Source organism: Nostoc sp., assembly GCF_036919615.1.
GTDB lineage: Bacteria > Cyanobacteriota > Cyanobacteriia > Cyanobacteriales > Nostocaceae > Nostoc.
Map to the genome: position 1 here is coordinate 24433 of NZ_JBALCN010000039.1, position 13559 is coordinate 37991.

Below are 13559 nucleotides of genomic sequence, written 5' to 3' on the forward strand. Positions count from 1 at the left end.
TGCTAAGACTACTGCTCAAGCTATCTCAAAACTATTTTTGTTTGAGGTTGAATGAACCAAATGAACTCTCTGGAAATAATTAAGAAAGCTTACATTTACTTAGGAGAAAAAGATATTTCTAATTATTTTTCCCTGATGTCTCCTAATGTCGAGTTTTATCAAACGGAAGAACTCCCTTGGGGCGGTCATTATCGTGGTTTTGATGAGATCAAAGTTTTTTTCTCAAAGATTTTTTCACTGATTGATTCTTCAGTCGAGATATCTCACTACATTCATGCGGGTGAGCAAATTGTTGCGATCGGTAAGACGAATGGCTTAGCAAAACTAACTGGGAAATCATTCAGTTGTAACTTGGCTCACATTTGGACACTCAAGGAAGAAAAAATTGTTCGATTAGAAGTTTACATCGACACTGATGCAATGAAAACCGCACTGACATTAGCCTAACAAGTTGGTTTAATTCGTCTTATTTATAAAATGTTTCACAGGTTTTAACAGGAGATTCACAGATGAAGATTTTTGTCGCAGGGGCGACGGGAGTGATTGGTCGTCCGCTAATCGCGCAATTGCTTGCCAAAGGTCATGATCTAGTTGCATTGACCCGTTCTTCAGAAAACGCACAAACTTTAGCCGAACAAGGTGTGGAACCTGCGATCACAGATGTATTTGATGTAGATGCTGTCATTGCAGCTCTCGTTCGCGCTCAACCAGAAGTGGTGATTGAACAACTCACCGCTCTACCCAAAACCTACACTGGCGAATCAATGAGTGCTGCTGCCCCACTCAACCATCGTATTCGTCTAGAAGGGGGTACTAATGTGCTGGGAGCAGCACAAGCGGTAGGCGTGCGCCGTTATCTGAGGCAGTCGATCGCATTTTGGGGGGTTCCTGGTACTGGATTAGCAGACGAAGAAACATCGATATCTTTGGATGCATCGAGAGCAGTTGCAGCAGATGCACATACAGTCACCGAAATCGAGCATCGCCTTCTCGAAGCGTCAAACATAGAAAGGATTGTCCTGCGCTATGGCTTCTTTTATGGGCCTGGCACTTGGTTTGCTGCTGATGGCGACGTTGCAAACCAAGTACGACAGCAACAATTCCCAATCGTGGGGAATGGGGAAGGTGTATGGTCATGGTTACACGTTGAGGATGCAGCGATCGCTACAGTTGCAGCAGCAGAGCGAGGTAATCCCGGCATTTACCTAATTACGGATGATCGCCCCTTAGAAGTGCGCGAGTGGCTCTCGGCTTTTGCTCGTTGGTTGAATGCGCCACCACCTCCCCAGATATCAGTTCAAGAGGCTCTAGAAATAGGTGGTGCAGATGCTGTTTACTACGGTACTCAAATGCGCGGCGCATCAAACGCCAAGGCAAAACGCGAACTGAATTTTCAGCCGCGATCTTTGGAATGGCTGGTTGGAAATGTTGTGGCTCATGCCAATGCCAGTTAGCAATTTTAGCAAGAAGCAAACTACAACAGACAATCAACAAGGATAAATCATCATGACTTACTATGACTACATTGTGATTGGTGCTGGGTCAGCAGGCTGCGTGGTTGCTAACCGTCTGACTGAAGACCCTGACACGACTGTGTTATTGCTCGAAGCGGGCAATCCAGATACAAAACCAGAGATTCACATGTTGAAGGCTTACGCATCGTCGATGCCTCCATTATGCCAACTCTAAATACAGGACATACAAACGCGCCCACAATTATGATCGGCGAAAAAGCAGCCGATTTAATTAAAGCAGCAGGTAGCGTTTCCAAGCAAGTACAGAAAGCAATTGCCAAGTGACTCATACCAATTCGCAATGGGCTTCGCTACGCTAACGCAATTACTTTTTGTAATGGGGATTTTACCCCAAGGTAGAAGAAAAATGAAGATTGCTCAATATGGAACAGCGATCGCGGTTCTTCATGCGCTCGCCAACGGACTGCATGGTTTAGCACATATAGAAATTCCAGTTGCCCTATCTTTGCTTCAGAGTTCATTTGTGGGGATTGTGATTTTTCTAACTCCCATCATTGCCGCCGTTTTACTTTGGACACAGTTCTACCGCACTGGTAGTTGGCTGTTGCTGAGTTCAATAGCAGGATCGCTGCTTTTTGGAATATACAATCATTTCATTGTCATTAGTTCAGATCATGTGTCTCAAGTTGCCTTTGCAGGTTGGGGAATGCTATTCCAAATCACCGCCATCCTGATATTAATTGTGGATGCATTTGGCTGTTGGGTTGGTATATGGGCATTGAAAACGATTCAGGAACCAGAGGAGGTTTTATGAGTTCGTAACCATCATCGTTCCTAGAGATCGCAACACTGGGGGCAGTAGCACTGTAAACTCACAATCAACAAGCAGTTAGGGTTTCTCAAAATCCATTTGTAACATTCATTTTCTCAGTGTTGAAACACTTACACTATCTTGCACTACAGGGAGAAAGAATCATGAGCCAATCTAATTTATCCACTGCTACCCAAGAAACGGCTACCAATACCATCTTGGACACTGCTGCTCAAGAAGCGGCTACTGATACCATCGTGGACATTGATCTTAACGTTCAAGCCCAGAAGGGTCCAGACCTGCGAAAAGACCATCCTAAAAGTCACGGCTTAGTTTGGGGAGAGTTCAAAGTTGAGGAAAATATTCCAGAATCGTTGAAGGTGGGTATATTTGCCCAGTCCAAAACCTACCCGCTTTGGATGAGGCTCTCTAATGCTTCTTCAGTAGAGAAGCGCGGTCAGCTAAAGTCGGATCTTGATCCCGATGTTCGGGCACTCGCGATCAAACTCTTACAGGTAGAGGGTGAAAAAGTGCTGGATGATGAGCAGGAAACCCAAGACTTTTTGATGATTAATCATCCGGTGTTCTTTGTCCACGATGCCCAAGGATTTGCCAACCTGACCAAAGCAAGCGTTGGTCAGGCAAATGAAGAAGAACTGCGATCGCTAGAATCCACGTTTGAAGTTCTCAAAGCGGTTACGAGCAAACAAGTTGCAAATCCGCTGCTGATCCAATATTGGAGTACCACTCCCTATAAACTTGGCTCTGTGTCCATCAAGTTTTCTGTAAAACCTCATCAGCAAGATGCTCCAGGTTCAAACCCCACTTCCGAAACTTACCTGCGTGAGGCAGTCGTCAAATATCTGTCGGAAGAGGGCAAAGATGCAACCTTTGACTTCTTGGTGCAGCTCTATGTCAACGATGAGAAAACTCCAATTGAAGATCCAATGCAGGAGTGGGAAGAGAAGGACTCACCGTTTATCAAGCTTGCGACCATCACAGTTCCAGCTCAGAAATTTGACTTCGAGGAGCGGAAGCGACTGGATGAGGGCCTATCGTTCATGGCTTGGCATACCCTCCCAGAACATGCACCCTTGGGTAGTGTCAATTTAGCTCGCAAAAAAGTTTATCAGGAGATAGTAAAGGCTCGACGGAGTAACATCCACCACCGCGTCGAAGAGCCGCAAGCATATAGTTCAGTTTTAGACGATCCTGAATAATCTTGCTTGCCAACTACTTCCGCCAACAATTGGTGGAAGTAGTATCTCGCAATATCTAGAACACAAATGATTGCTCTTTCTAGTTAATTGCTTGGCGTTAACCTAAACTCCTTGACAAGACTCATAACCTATGCATTTTAGCGTTCCGAATCAGTGGCATTGGCGCGAATACTTTGCAGAATTCTTGGGAGCCGCTTTCAATATTTTCATCGGCTTGAGTGCAATCGTCTTTAATTTTGGGCACGGTTTGCCAATAGAACAGGTTGTGCCTGATTCAAGTATTCGGCGGCTGATTACGGGACTAATTTTTGCTGGAAGTGGAGCGATTGTAGCCGTTTCTCCGATCGGGAAACTGAGTGGCTCTCATATCAATCCTTCTGTCTCACTTGCATTTTGGATACATGGCAAAATGCACCTCCGAGATTTTATTGGCTTTGTGATTGGACAGTTTCTTGGAGCGATCGCTGCTGTGTTACTGCTAGTGACTCTGTGGGGAGATTATGCCAGAAGCGTTAGTAACGGCATGACGCTACCTGGGTTGAATTATCCGCTGTGGATGGTATTTTTATCAGAAGTCACGATTACATTTCTCTTAGTGTTGACGATTTTTATCTTTGTCAGTCATCATCGGCTGATGCGCTGGACACCTTTGGTCATTTGGCTCTTAATTGCCGGGATGGTGTGGCAAGAAGCTCCAATTTCGGGAACAAGTCTCAATCCGGCACGGAGTTTCGCTGCTGCACTGGTGAGTGGAAATTGGCATCATCAGTGGATTTATGGGATTGCTCCGCCAATGGGTGCTGCGATCGCAGTGGGGGCGTTTCGGCTGATCACGTTAGGTGAAAGGGATGTTCTGACTGGAAAACTCTATCACGTTTTTAATTACCCCAGTATTTTCAAAAATGTCAAACTGCCTCATTTCCAGCATCACCCTCACTCGAACAGATGAGCTTAGATGGGTATGTCAGTTTATGCTGCTTGGATAGCCATTGTCTTAGACTCTGCCTCTGGTGTAGAACACACCTCTAAATTCACACTTTTGGCAGAAGGACTATTGCAAGAATTCGCAATGTTTTTGAAAGTTTTTCTGGAAGGCATTGCAGTTTTAACAGTTGCAATCGCACTCATTCTCACACTCCGAAAAATCTTTCATCTTTGGAGACGCGATCGGGTTCTCCAAGAAACGATCCGTTTAGAACTAGGAGTGGTGTTAGCGTTAGCGCTGGAATTTCTATTAGCTGCCGATATCGTCGGCACAGCTATTTCCCCCTCGTGGGATGCAGTGGCAAAACTTGCAGCGATTACTGGTATCCGTACCTTTCTCAACTTCTTTTTACAACGAGAAGTACGAGAATTACAAGAAACAGCCCACTCTCTTGAGGGCAAAGTCAGTAAAGAACTGAAATGAATTAGCGGTCTAAGTAAGTTAGCCAGATATCGGAATTTGTAAATCAGTAATGTGTTCTGATTTTGGAGGAATGCACCATGAAAGTTTTGATTCGATTGATCGTCAGTTTTTTTGTATTCATTGTTGATGTCGTGTACGGAAATCGTTCCTACGCCCGGTTTTATATGTTGGAAACCATCGCCCGCGTTCCTTACTTTTCTTATCTATCGGTGCTGCATTTTTACGAGACATTGGGTTACTGGCGCAAAGCTGACTTGTTGAAGGTTCACTTTGCTGAAACCTGGAACGAATTACATCATCTGTTGATCATGGAATCACTGGGGGGCGATCGCCTCTGGATCGATCGCTTCATCGCTCAACACGTTGCTGTAGCTTACTACTGGGTGGTTGTGCCGATTTATATGTTGTTTCCCTCTTACGCCTACTATCTGATGGAACTGATTGAAGGTCATGCCTACCACACCTATGACGAATATTTGCAAACTAATGAAGCCCAACTGAAAGCTCAAAAAGCGCCCCAGGTTGCAATCAACTTCTACCGCGATGGCGATCTCTATATGTTTGATGAAGTTCAGACTGCACCAGGTCATGAATTTCGCCGTCCCAAGGTAGATAATTTATACGACGTGTTTGTGAACATTCGTGATGACGAATGCGAACATGTGAAAACAATGGTGGCACTCCAGAAACCACAAGCGCGGCTAACCTTCAAAAGTCCCCATACGGTTTTTGAAGTCACAAAAGTTTTATCGAGCGAAACAGAAGTTTGACCAAATAATTACTAATTCCTAATACTTCCTCTGCAAGAAGCAAGCTACGTAATTAAAGGTACAAGCTCCTGACTTTAGTTTTGCAGACAAGTTTATTATACGGTTTCTCAACTGGTATATAAGTAAGTTGCACGTTGCTGCTCGAAGAGATCCAGTGGTAGCCAGGTATCTTTGTCAAAGATTTACTTTTATTTAATATATCTGGTTAAAACAGCACCGTATAGCCGTTGGAGGAGTCCTGCTTGCGATCGCGATCACAGGCTGTAATGCCTCTGTTAAATCGCAGCCACCTGCGAATACCTCATCGGTTGCAAATCTGATTGCGTCCAGTCCGACCCCAGCATCGGTTTCTCCTACACAAAGCGCTGCTAATACCAAGCCGCCTGAGCAGCAAGCAGTCCAAGTCATGAATGACTATTATAGTGCGATCGCTCGTCAAGACTACAAACAAGCTTATTCAGCTTGGGAGGGAAATGGCGCTGCTAGCAAGCAATCGTTTGAGCAGTTCAAGCAGGGTTTTGCCAACACCACATCCGTTGCTGTAGAAGTTGGAAAACCGGGTAGACCAGACCCAGGTGCAGGCTCAATTTACATTGAGATTCCGGTTACTGTGACTGCGATCGGCACAAATGGAAGGAACTCCACAGCGATTTCACAGCAGCAATGGGAATTGGCGAGCCTAGATTTGCTTGAAAAAATAACATTCTCTCAACCTGTTAACGCTCTAAAAGCTGGATCTGGAAAATTTTTCATAAATAATTTTGTATTGCAAAAATAATAATGCAAAAATTTTGTCGGGCTGGCAATTTTATTTACACTTAAAACAGCACAGGTACAGAAGAATTTCATGACTCAATATGACTACATTGTGATTGGTGCAGGTTCAGCAGGCTGCGTTGTCGCTAACCGGATGACAGAAGACAGTGAAACAACAGTGTTATTACTCGAAGCTGGCAACCCAGATACTAAACCGGAGATTCAAATTCCTTTAGAATGCACAAGCCTACCAGGTACGGAGGTGGACTGGGGATATTTTACTGAACCAGAACCGTACCTGAATAACCGCAAAATCTTTTGTCCCCGCGGGAAAGTCTTGGGTGGCAGCAGTTCAATTAATTTTCTGAATTATGTCCGAGGCAATCATCACGATTATGACCACTGGCAGGAACTGGGTAATCCCGGTTGGAGTTACCAAGATGTATTGCCCTATTTCAAGAAATCTGAGAACCAGCAACGCGGTGCCTCCGAATATCACAGTATTGATGGGGCTTTGAGTGTAACCGATCTCATTTCCCCTGCTGTGATATCCCAACGCTTTGTAGATGCATCGGTGGCACTGGGATATGACTACAATCCTGATTTCAACGGAATGCAGCAAGAAGGGGCAGGACTTTTTCAGTTAACAGTCAAAGATGGTAAGCGGCACAGTGCTGCTGCTGCCTTTCTCTTGCCCATTCTCAAGCGTCCCAATTTAACCACGATCACCGGAGCATTAGTAACTCGATTGTTATTTGAGGGAACCCGCACGGTTGGGGTGGAATATCTGCACAAGGGAACGCTGCACCAAGCCAGGGTCAACTCCGAAGTGATTTTAAGTGCTGGCGCGTTCGATTCACCCAAACTGCTACTGCTGTCCGGCATTGGTGATGCAGAATACCTGCAATCTTTGGGGATTGCTGTTGTCGCCGATCTACCCGGTGTCGGTCAAAACCTCCAAGACCACGTTCTTGTTTCTGTGTCATCCGAGGCAACTCAGCATTTACACACGGCAATTACCAGTAATGGGGCCGGTGAAGCCGGATTGTTTTTGCATAGCGAAGGTAATCTAGACCCAGCACCAGATTTAGAGATGATCTTCGGTCTGATTCTGTCGTCACCTCCTGATTATCCCAACTCTAGCTTGGGATTCTCAGGGAAAGTCGTTTTGACTCATCCTGAAAACATTGGCAGTGTCAGTTTGCGTGCGCTTGACCCTATAGATGCACCAATAATTCGGATGAACTATCTGCAAAGCCAATCCGATGTGAAAAAGCTAGTTGCTGGCATTAAATTAATCCGCCAATTGTTTCAGACCCGTGCCTTTGATGAGTTTCGGGGTAAGGAAATTGCTCCTGGTGCCGATGTGACTAGCGATGAAGCACTCGAAGCTTACATCCGGGAAACTTGCAATACGGTGTATCATCCGGTCGGCACCTGTAAAATGGGAACTGACCCAATGGCGGTTGTAGACCCTGAACTACGGGTACATGGAGTTGAAGGATTGCGTGTTGTTGATGCGTCCATCATGCCAACTCTAATCACAGGACATACTAACGCGCCCACCATTATGATCGGCGAAAAAGCAGCTGATTTAATTAAAGCCGCTCTTCGCGTTTCACTGCAAGCACAGAAAGCAATTGCAAGGTGATAAGGAGCGCCAAGAAGCGGAGTGGTTTATCCCTGACATCACTTGGAATGCCGTTCATCCTTGTGCCGAATCATTTTATGGCAATATATTTTGCCGGATGTGGAAACCGGAAGACTACTAGAGAACGAACTGACCAAGCAATTGATTAACCACCGTGACTCACTCAAGAAGACAGTCAGTGAGCAAGGCCAGAAGCTGCTAGGTGGCAAGCACATTCTTTCTAAAGCTGATGAATAAAGTAGTAAATCTGCTGTTATAGGAATTGTGTAAAATAATTCCTCTAACCTGATGTTAAAACCTTTCATACAAACGAAGGGTTTTGAAACCTAAACTTTCAGTTACCCTGAAGTTAGTTGCCCAACTAGCATTGACTGTCCCATAGATAGAATAGATGACTCAACAAACTTCTAAAATTTGTATCCTTGGCGGAGGCTTTGGTGGTCTCTACACAGCCCTGCGCTTAAGCCAGTTACCTTGGGAATCTACACAAAAACCCGAAATTGTTCTGGTAGATCAAAGCGATCGCTTTCTATTTTCTCCTTTACTTTACGAATTACTCACTGGCGAATTGCAAACCTGGGAAATTGCCCCACCGTTTGAAGAACTTTTACAAGGCACAGGGGTGCGTTTTTATCAAGGAGTTGTGTCTGGAATTGACATCGACCAGCAACGGGTAAACTTAGATGAAGGGCCGGAAATCTCTTATGACCGATTAGTGCTGGCGCTAGGAGGTGAGACACCGTTAGATTTAGTACCTGGTGCAACAGCCTACGCTTACACATTCCGCACAATCTCTGATGCCTATCGTTTGGAAGAACGCCTGCGATTTTTAGAAGAATCGGATGCTGATAAAATTCGGGTGGCGATCGTTGGGGCTGGTTACAGTGGTGTAGAGTTAGCCTGTAAGTTAGCCGACAGACTAGGGGAAAGAGGACGCTTTCGGATCGTTGAAATCGCTGACCAAATTTTGCGAACTTCCCCAGAGTTTAACCGGGAAGCAGCAAAGAAAGCAATAGAAGCCCGTGGCGTGTTTCTTGATTTAGAAACCAAAGTCGAATCAATAGAGCAAAATACCATTTCCCTAGAGTACAAAAACCAGTTAGACACAATTCCCGTGGATTTGGTAATTTGGACTGTGGGAACAAGGGTTGCGCCCGTAGTGAAATCTCTTTCCCTGAAGCAAAATCAGCGTGGTCAAATCAGCACTACATCCAATCTGCAAGTCCTTGATCATCCAGAAATCTTTGCCTTGGGAGATTTAGCAGACTGTCATGATGCTGAAGGACAGCAAGTCCCCGCCACCGCACAAGCGGCTTTCCAACAAGCTGATTATACTGCTTGGAATATCTGGGCAACTCTGACTAATCGCCCCCTACTTCCCTTCCGCTATCAGCAGTTAGGAGAAATGATGGCACTAGGAATAGACAACGCCACTCTCACTGGTTTGGGAATTAAACTAGATGGGCGTTTGGCATCCGTTGCCCGGCGGATTGCCTATTTATATAGGTTGCCAACTTTAGACCATCAACTTAAAGTTGGTTTTAATTGGCTAGTCCGTCCGATCATAGAAACACTTTCTCGGTAACTTAAGGTTGGACATTGGGTATTGGGGAGCCAGCGCCGTGGGCGGGTTTCCCGACTTGAGGCGACTGGCGTCATTGGGCATTGATGCCCCATTCCCTATTTAATTTTTAGTTAGTCGAATACTAAAGTTTTTAACAAGCCAAAATCTAAAATTCAAGATTTAAAATCTTCAGACTTTAATGGAACAACCGAAAGTTATTTTTTTAGATGCTGTGGGCACACTCTTCGATGTCAAAGGCAGTGTGGGTGAAGTTTATAGTCAGATAGCTGAGGAATTTGGCGTTACAGTTTCAGCTGAAACTTTAAATACAACGTTCATCCAAAGCTTTAAAGCATCGCCGCCGCCGATATTTCCAGATGCAGAAGTGCAAGATATTCCCCAGCGCGAGTTTGATTGGTGGCGGATAATTGCCCTGAACACTTTTGAAGGTGCGGGTGTTCTCAAGGAGTTTTCTGACTTTTCGGCTTTTTTTAGCGAACTTTATATCCACTTTGGCACCGGCGAACCGTGGTTTGTCTATCCCGATGTTTTACCAGCTTTAGTCAACTGGCGGCGGTTGGGAGTTACCTTGGGGGTGCTGTCCAATTTTGATTCTCGGATTTACTCTGTATTGCAAAGTTTGGGATTGAGAGAGTTTTTTACCTCCGTTACCATTTCTACCCAGGTACGTGCAGCTAAACCCGATCCTCAAATTTTTGCCATTGCTTTAGACAAACATAAATGTTCTCCAGAGGGAGCATGGCATATAGGCGATAGCATTATAGAAGACTATCATGCAGCCAAAGCCGCTGGACTCAGAGGCGTTTGGATCAACCGGGGAAAATGAGGGAGATATTTTGACGATCGCTATTTTTTATAGCGCCTCAAATGGACGCACTGGCCATTTTTCTAGAATCTCAACACAATTGATATCACAGAAAACAAAGCATATACTCAACAGCTGATAATACTAATAATTCATAGTGGTTATGTCAGCACGCCAAACGCCTCAAAAGATTATTTTTGCGCTTTGTTTACTTAATTTGAGCCTGAGCGCGATCGCTTGCTCGTCAAAGTCTCAAGTATTTAGAAAGACGGAACCCACTCAACAACCGATCACAAATGAAAATACAGCAGTAGTAGCCTCCGTCCCTACAAAAGAAGATAAGGCAATCCCTAAATACGATCATATTTTTGTGATTATTGAAGAAAACAAATCTTATGATCAGATTATTGGCAACTCCAATGCACCAATAATCAATCAACTAGCAAAAACTTACGGCTTGGCTAGCAACTTCTACGCTGAGGTTCATCCCAGCGAGGCTAACTACGTCGCCATTTTAGGTGGTAGTACTTTTGGTATCCATGACGATGACGCTTTTTATTGTCAGGTTGGTAGTTTTGACATGTTTTGTCCAAATTCTCAAAAATCTGACTATGTTAGTCACACTGTCGCCTCTAAAAGCTTAATCGACCAACTAGAACAGAAAGGTCTAACTTGGAAGGGATACTTTGAAGACATCCCCACCCCAGGTTCTAAAGCAGTTGTTGCTCCTAGCCTGAAGCGTGCGCTTTATGCCTCAAAGCATAACGGTTTTCTCAACTTCAAAAAAGTACAAGACGATCCTAATTTGTCAAGCAAGATTGTGGGTATTGACCAGCTTGCTACTGACCTAAAAAGCGGCAATGTTCCCAATTACAGCCATATTATATTTAACCAATGCCATGAAATGCACGGTTTACAAGAGTGTCCCAATCTGCAACAACTAATTAAAACTGCTGACACAATGATTGGTGCAGTTGTCAAACAAATCACCACCTCAAAGCTTTGGGCTGCGTCAGGGAATAATGCGATCGTGATTACTTGGGATGAAGATAACAATCCACGCAACAAAAAAGGCACTCAAGGTTGTTGCGGTTTTGACCCCAAAAGTAATGCTAACTTTGGTGGTGGTCACATTGCGACCATTGTAATTACTAACCACGGTTCACGGAGTGTAGTAGATAAAACACTCTATAATCACTACTCACTATTGCGAACTACCGAGGATGCTTTTGGGATCTACGAATACCTGAATCTGGCGGGCGATACAGTTAAAGGAGTCAAGCCCATGACACGCTTGTTTGCTAAACAAGAATAAGAGGTGGGGAAATAAAGGGAGAGTCAGAACTCGAAGTTTCAGCCTCAAAGGTATCTGAGCTTTCTGAGTATTTTTACTTGCTTCCGTCAGACCTCTCGTTGTAACATTCTATGCTGCGTTTTGAAGTGCGGAAAGTGGAATATTGAAATTGACAATTAGTGCAACAAGTGTGGTAATATTTTTTCTAGCTTATTGAGGATAAATAGCAATTATTTTGAATCTGTAGCAACTCATATTCCTATTAAGGAGGTCAAATGCTGTAGAAGCATAGCTTTAAACCTCCTGATTTCTTATGATGGTCTACGCTAGTTTATCTCAAATTGATTAATTAGCTTTTATCCTAACGATAATAAAAATCAACTAGCTTCTAGTGAACAGAGGTTTACTAGTTGCCATTTGTGTTATGGCGGTGTGCAGTTGAGTGAGATACAAAAAATTTGCTGAAATGGTTTGACAGTAAGGATTTTGGTGTTCTCATCCAATCGATAACCGCTATAACTGATTTTCAGTTGCAGGAAAGATGCTCCTTACTGCTTCTAAGCCTTGCACAAAGAAAACTAATCTCAACAAACATCAACACTTGCAAGAACATGCTTACATTAAATCTTGGTAAGGTTGGCTTTGCTATGGCAGTCCTAAGTATTGCTGGAATAGCCACTTCCAGCCCAGTCATAGCTAAGTCTAAATATGTTATTACTGACCTTGGTAACCTCAGTTCTGCTAGCACTGACATTCGCGCCAATGCGATCAACAACTTTGGTCAGGTTGTCGGCAGGGAAGTGGGAAAAGACAAAGCCAATCATGGCTTTGTCTGGAATAAGGGAAAGATCTCACAATTACCCGAATTCAATTATGTTGATATCGTTGCCAGATCCATCAATGACAGTGGTACTATAGCAGGTACTGTAGACACTGTCGTCGGAGCAGATCAAGAGCAGGGTTTTATCTGGACAAAAAATTCCAGAGGTTACAGCGGAGCATATTACGGCGAGCCTAATGTCGTGGAAAAGTATTTCCGTGACATTAATAACAAAAACCAAGTGGCTGGTGAGTACATAGATGCTAGGACTGTTCCAGGTGTTCCTACTATTCCAGGTTTTCCTGTTCCTAGGCCGTCCCGTGCTTTTTATTGGGCAAAGGGTGTCACGCAGGAATTACCCACATTGGGAGGTATTATTGGCGCTGCTAGAGCCATCAATGAAAAAAGTGAATTGGTGGGCAATGTTGCAACTGGTCCTAATCAAACGACAGTAACGGCAGCTCTTTGGCGAAAAGACCGTAATGGGAAATTCACCCTGCATAACTTGGGAGTATTTGGTGGGCAGCAAAGCTTTGCCTTGAACATCAATAATGCTAGCCAGGTGGTTGGTCAGTACCTCCCTAAAGCAAATAAATCGATCCCCTTTATCTGGGAAAAGGGTAATGAGACTGACTTGGGGAGCCTTGGCGGTAGTGCTGGTAGCGCTCTGAGTATCAACAATCGGACTCAGGTAGTTGGTTTCTCAAACACACGTAAAGATCGAATCACAGGTCAAGAAGTTTCTCATGCTTTTATTTGGGAAAAAGGGCAGATTTCTGACCTCAACAGTCTAATAGTTGGAGGTTATGGCTGGGTTCTGACGCAGGCGACAGGAATCAATGACCTTGGGCAAATTGTCGGTTATGGCTCATATACTAATAGCCTTGGGCAAAAGCAAACACGAGCTTTTCTTTTGCAACCTGTACCTTATGGAACATTAAGTGGCAGAAAAAACTAGAGAAGG

Annotated in this window: 17 protein-coding genes and 1 pseudogene; 17 read left to right on the forward strand and 1 reads right to left on the reverse strand. The window is 44.3% G+C overall.

What is annotated here, in order from left to right:
- Positions 1–51: 51 nt before the first annotated feature.
- From V7K48_RS12080 to V7K48_RS12120, 9 genes and pseudogenes are all read left to right on the forward strand, one after another.
- Positions 52–447 carry a nuclear transport factor 2 family protein gene (locus V7K48_RS12080; RefSeq protein ID WP_335072678.1) on the forward strand — a complete coding sequence of 132 codons (396 nt, stop codon included), beginning with the start codon at positions 52–54 and terminating at the stop codon, positions 445–447.
- A gap of 62 nt (positions 448–509) precedes the next feature.
- Positions 510–1454: an NAD-dependent epimerase/dehydratase family protein gene (locus tag V7K48_RS12085; RefSeq protein ID WP_335072680.1), complete on the forward strand. Its 945-nt coding sequence runs from the start codon at positions 510–512 to the stop codon at positions 1452–1454.
- A gap of 52 nt (positions 1455–1506) precedes the next feature.
- Positions 1507–1644 (forward strand): annotated as a pseudogene (locus V7K48_RS12090) (lycopene cyclase family protein); the annotation flags it as partial.
- Between the two features lie 32 nt (positions 1645–1676).
- Entirely contained in the window at positions 1677–1799 is a 123-nt protein-coding gene (locus V7K48_RS12095) for a hypothetical protein (RefSeq protein WP_335072682.1), read from the forward strand.
- 82 nt (positions 1800–1881) lie between these two features.
- Positions 1882–2289, forward strand: coding sequence for a hypothetical protein (locus V7K48_RS12100; protein WP_335072684.1), 408 nt, complete (start codon positions 1882–1884; stop codon positions 2287–2289).
- 161 nt (positions 2290–2450) lie between these two features.
- Positions 2451–3506, forward strand: coding sequence for a catalase family protein (locus tag V7K48_RS12105; RefSeq protein WP_335072686.1), 1056 nt, complete (start codon positions 2451–2453; stop codon positions 3504–3506).
- A gap of 130 nt (positions 3507–3636) precedes the next feature.
- Positions 3637–4455, forward strand: coding sequence for an MIP/aquaporin family protein (locus tag V7K48_RS12110; RefSeq protein WP_335072688.1), 819 nt, complete (start codon positions 3637–3639; stop codon positions 4453–4455).
- A 12-nt stretch (positions 4456–4467) separates the two neighbouring features.
- Positions 4468–4914, forward strand: a complete 447-nt coding sequence (locus V7K48_RS12115; protein ID WP_335072690.1) for a DUF1622 domain-containing protein — start codon at positions 4468–4470, stop codon at positions 4912–4914.
- 77 nt (positions 4915–4991) lie between these two features.
- Positions 4992–5684 (forward strand): alternative oxidase, encoded by a 693-nt coding sequence (locus V7K48_RS12120; RefSeq protein WP_335072692.1) that lies wholly within the window; start codon positions 4992–4994, stop codon positions 5682–5684.
- A 192-nt stretch (positions 5685–5876) separates the two neighbouring features.
- Here the strand turns inward: V7K48_RS12120 and V7K48_RS12125 are convergent, their stop codons facing one another.
- Positions 5877–6092 (reverse strand): hypothetical protein, encoded by a 216-nt coding sequence (locus V7K48_RS12125; protein WP_335072694.1) that lies wholly within the window; start codon positions 6090–6092, stop codon positions 5877–5879.
- Between V7K48_RS12125 and V7K48_RS12130 the strand changes: the two genes are divergently transcribed.
- From V7K48_RS12130 to V7K48_RS12165, 8 genes are all read left to right on the forward strand, one after another.
- Positions 6091–6462, forward strand: coding sequence for a hypothetical protein (locus V7K48_RS12130; RefSeq protein WP_335072696.1), 372 nt, complete (start codon positions 6091–6093; stop codon positions 6460–6462). The two genes, V7K48_RS12125 and V7K48_RS12130, sit on opposite strands and share 2 nt — an antisense overlap.
- A gap of 69 nt (positions 6463–6531) precedes the next feature.
- Positions 6532–8091: a GMC family oxidoreductase gene (locus V7K48_RS12135; RefSeq protein WP_335072698.1), complete on the forward strand. Its 1560-nt coding sequence runs from the start codon at positions 6532–6534 to the stop codon at positions 8089–8091.
- Entirely contained in the window at positions 8081–8212 is a 132-nt protein-coding gene (locus tag V7K48_RS12140) for a hypothetical protein (protein ID WP_335072700.1), read from the forward strand. The genes V7K48_RS12135 and V7K48_RS12140 overlap by 11 nt, the downstream gene beginning before the upstream one ends.
- Positions 8191–8328: a hypothetical protein gene (locus tag V7K48_RS12145; RefSeq protein ID WP_335072702.1), complete on the forward strand. Its 138-nt coding sequence runs from the start codon at positions 8191–8193 to the stop codon at positions 8326–8328. The genes V7K48_RS12140 and V7K48_RS12145 overlap by 22 nt, the downstream gene beginning before the upstream one ends.
- A gap of 154 nt (positions 8329–8482) precedes the next feature.
- Positions 8483–9676 carry an NAD(P)/FAD-dependent oxidoreductase gene (locus tag V7K48_RS12150; protein WP_335072704.1) on the forward strand — a complete coding sequence of 398 codons (1194 nt, stop codon included), beginning with the start codon at positions 8483–8485 and terminating at the stop codon, positions 9674–9676.
- Positions 9677–9854: 178 nt separating this feature from the next.
- Entirely contained in the window at positions 9855–10502 is a 648-nt protein-coding gene (locus V7K48_RS12155; protein ID WP_335072706.1) for an HAD-IA family hydrolase, read from the forward strand.
- A gap of 142 nt (positions 10503–10644) precedes the next feature.
- On the forward strand, positions 10645–11796 hold the full coding sequence (locus V7K48_RS12160; RefSeq protein WP_335072708.1) for an alkaline phosphatase family protein: 1152 nt from the start codon (positions 10645–10647) through the stop codon (positions 11794–11796).
- 590 nt (positions 11797–12386) lie between these two features.
- On the forward strand, positions 12387–13553 hold the full coding sequence (locus V7K48_RS12165; protein WP_335072710.1) for a DUF3466 family protein: 1167 nt from the start codon (positions 12387–12389) through the stop codon (positions 13551–13553).
- Positions 13554–13559 lie beyond the last annotated feature (6 nt).

Coding starts and splice junctions, on each gene's coding strand:
- V7K48_RS12080 (WP_335072678.1), top strand. CDS start 52: ATGAACCAAATGAACTCTCTGGAAATAATTAAGAAAGCTTACATTTAC.
- V7K48_RS12150 (WP_335072704.1), top strand. CDS start 8,483: ATGACTCAACAAACTTCTAAAATTTGTATCCTTGGCGGAGGCTTTGGT.
- V7K48_RS12130 (WP_335072696.1), top strand. CDS start 6,091: ATGAATGACTATTATAGTGCGATCGCTCGTCAAGACTACAAACAAGCT.
- V7K48_RS12155 (WP_335072706.1), top strand. CDS start 9,855: ATGGAACAACCGAAAGTTATTTTTTTAGATGCTGTGGGCACACTCTTC.
- V7K48_RS12105 (WP_335072686.1), top strand. CDS start 2,451: ATGAGCCAATCTAATTTATCCACTGCTACCCAAGAAACGGCTACCAAT.
- V7K48_RS12160 (WP_335072708.1), top strand. CDS start 10,645: ATGTCAGCACGCCAAACGCCTCAAAAGATTATTTTTGCGCTTTGTTTA.
- V7K48_RS12115 (WP_335072690.1), top strand. CDS start 4,468: ATGTCAGTTTATGCTGCTTGGATAGCCATTGTCTTAGACTCTGCCTCT.
- V7K48_RS12110 (WP_335072688.1), top strand. CDS start 3,637: ATGCATTTTAGCGTTCCGAATCAGTGGCATTGGCGCGAATACTTTGCA.
- V7K48_RS12135 (WP_335072698.1), top strand. CDS start 6,532: ATGACTCAATATGACTACATTGTGATTGGTGCAGGTTCAGCAGGCTGC.
- V7K48_RS12085 (WP_335072680.1), top strand. CDS start 510: ATGAAGATTTTTGTCGCAGGGGCGACGGGAGTGATTGGTCGTCCGCTA.
- V7K48_RS12125 (WP_335072694.1), bottom strand. CDS start 6,092: ATGACTTGGACTGCTTGCTGCTCAGGCGGCTTGGTATTAGCAGCGCTT.
- V7K48_RS12120 (WP_335072692.1), top strand. CDS start 4,992: ATGAAAGTTTTGATTCGATTGATCGTCAGTTTTTTTGTATTCATTGTT.
- V7K48_RS12095 (WP_335072682.1), top strand. CDS start 1,677: ATGCCAACTCTAAATACAGGACATACAAACGCGCCCACAATTATGATC.
- V7K48_RS12100 (WP_335072684.1), top strand. CDS start 1,882: ATGAAGATTGCTCAATATGGAACAGCGATCGCGGTTCTTCATGCGCTC.
- V7K48_RS12165 (WP_335072710.1), top strand. CDS start 12,387: ATGCTTACATTAAATCTTGGTAAGGTTGGCTTTGCTATGGCAGTCCTA.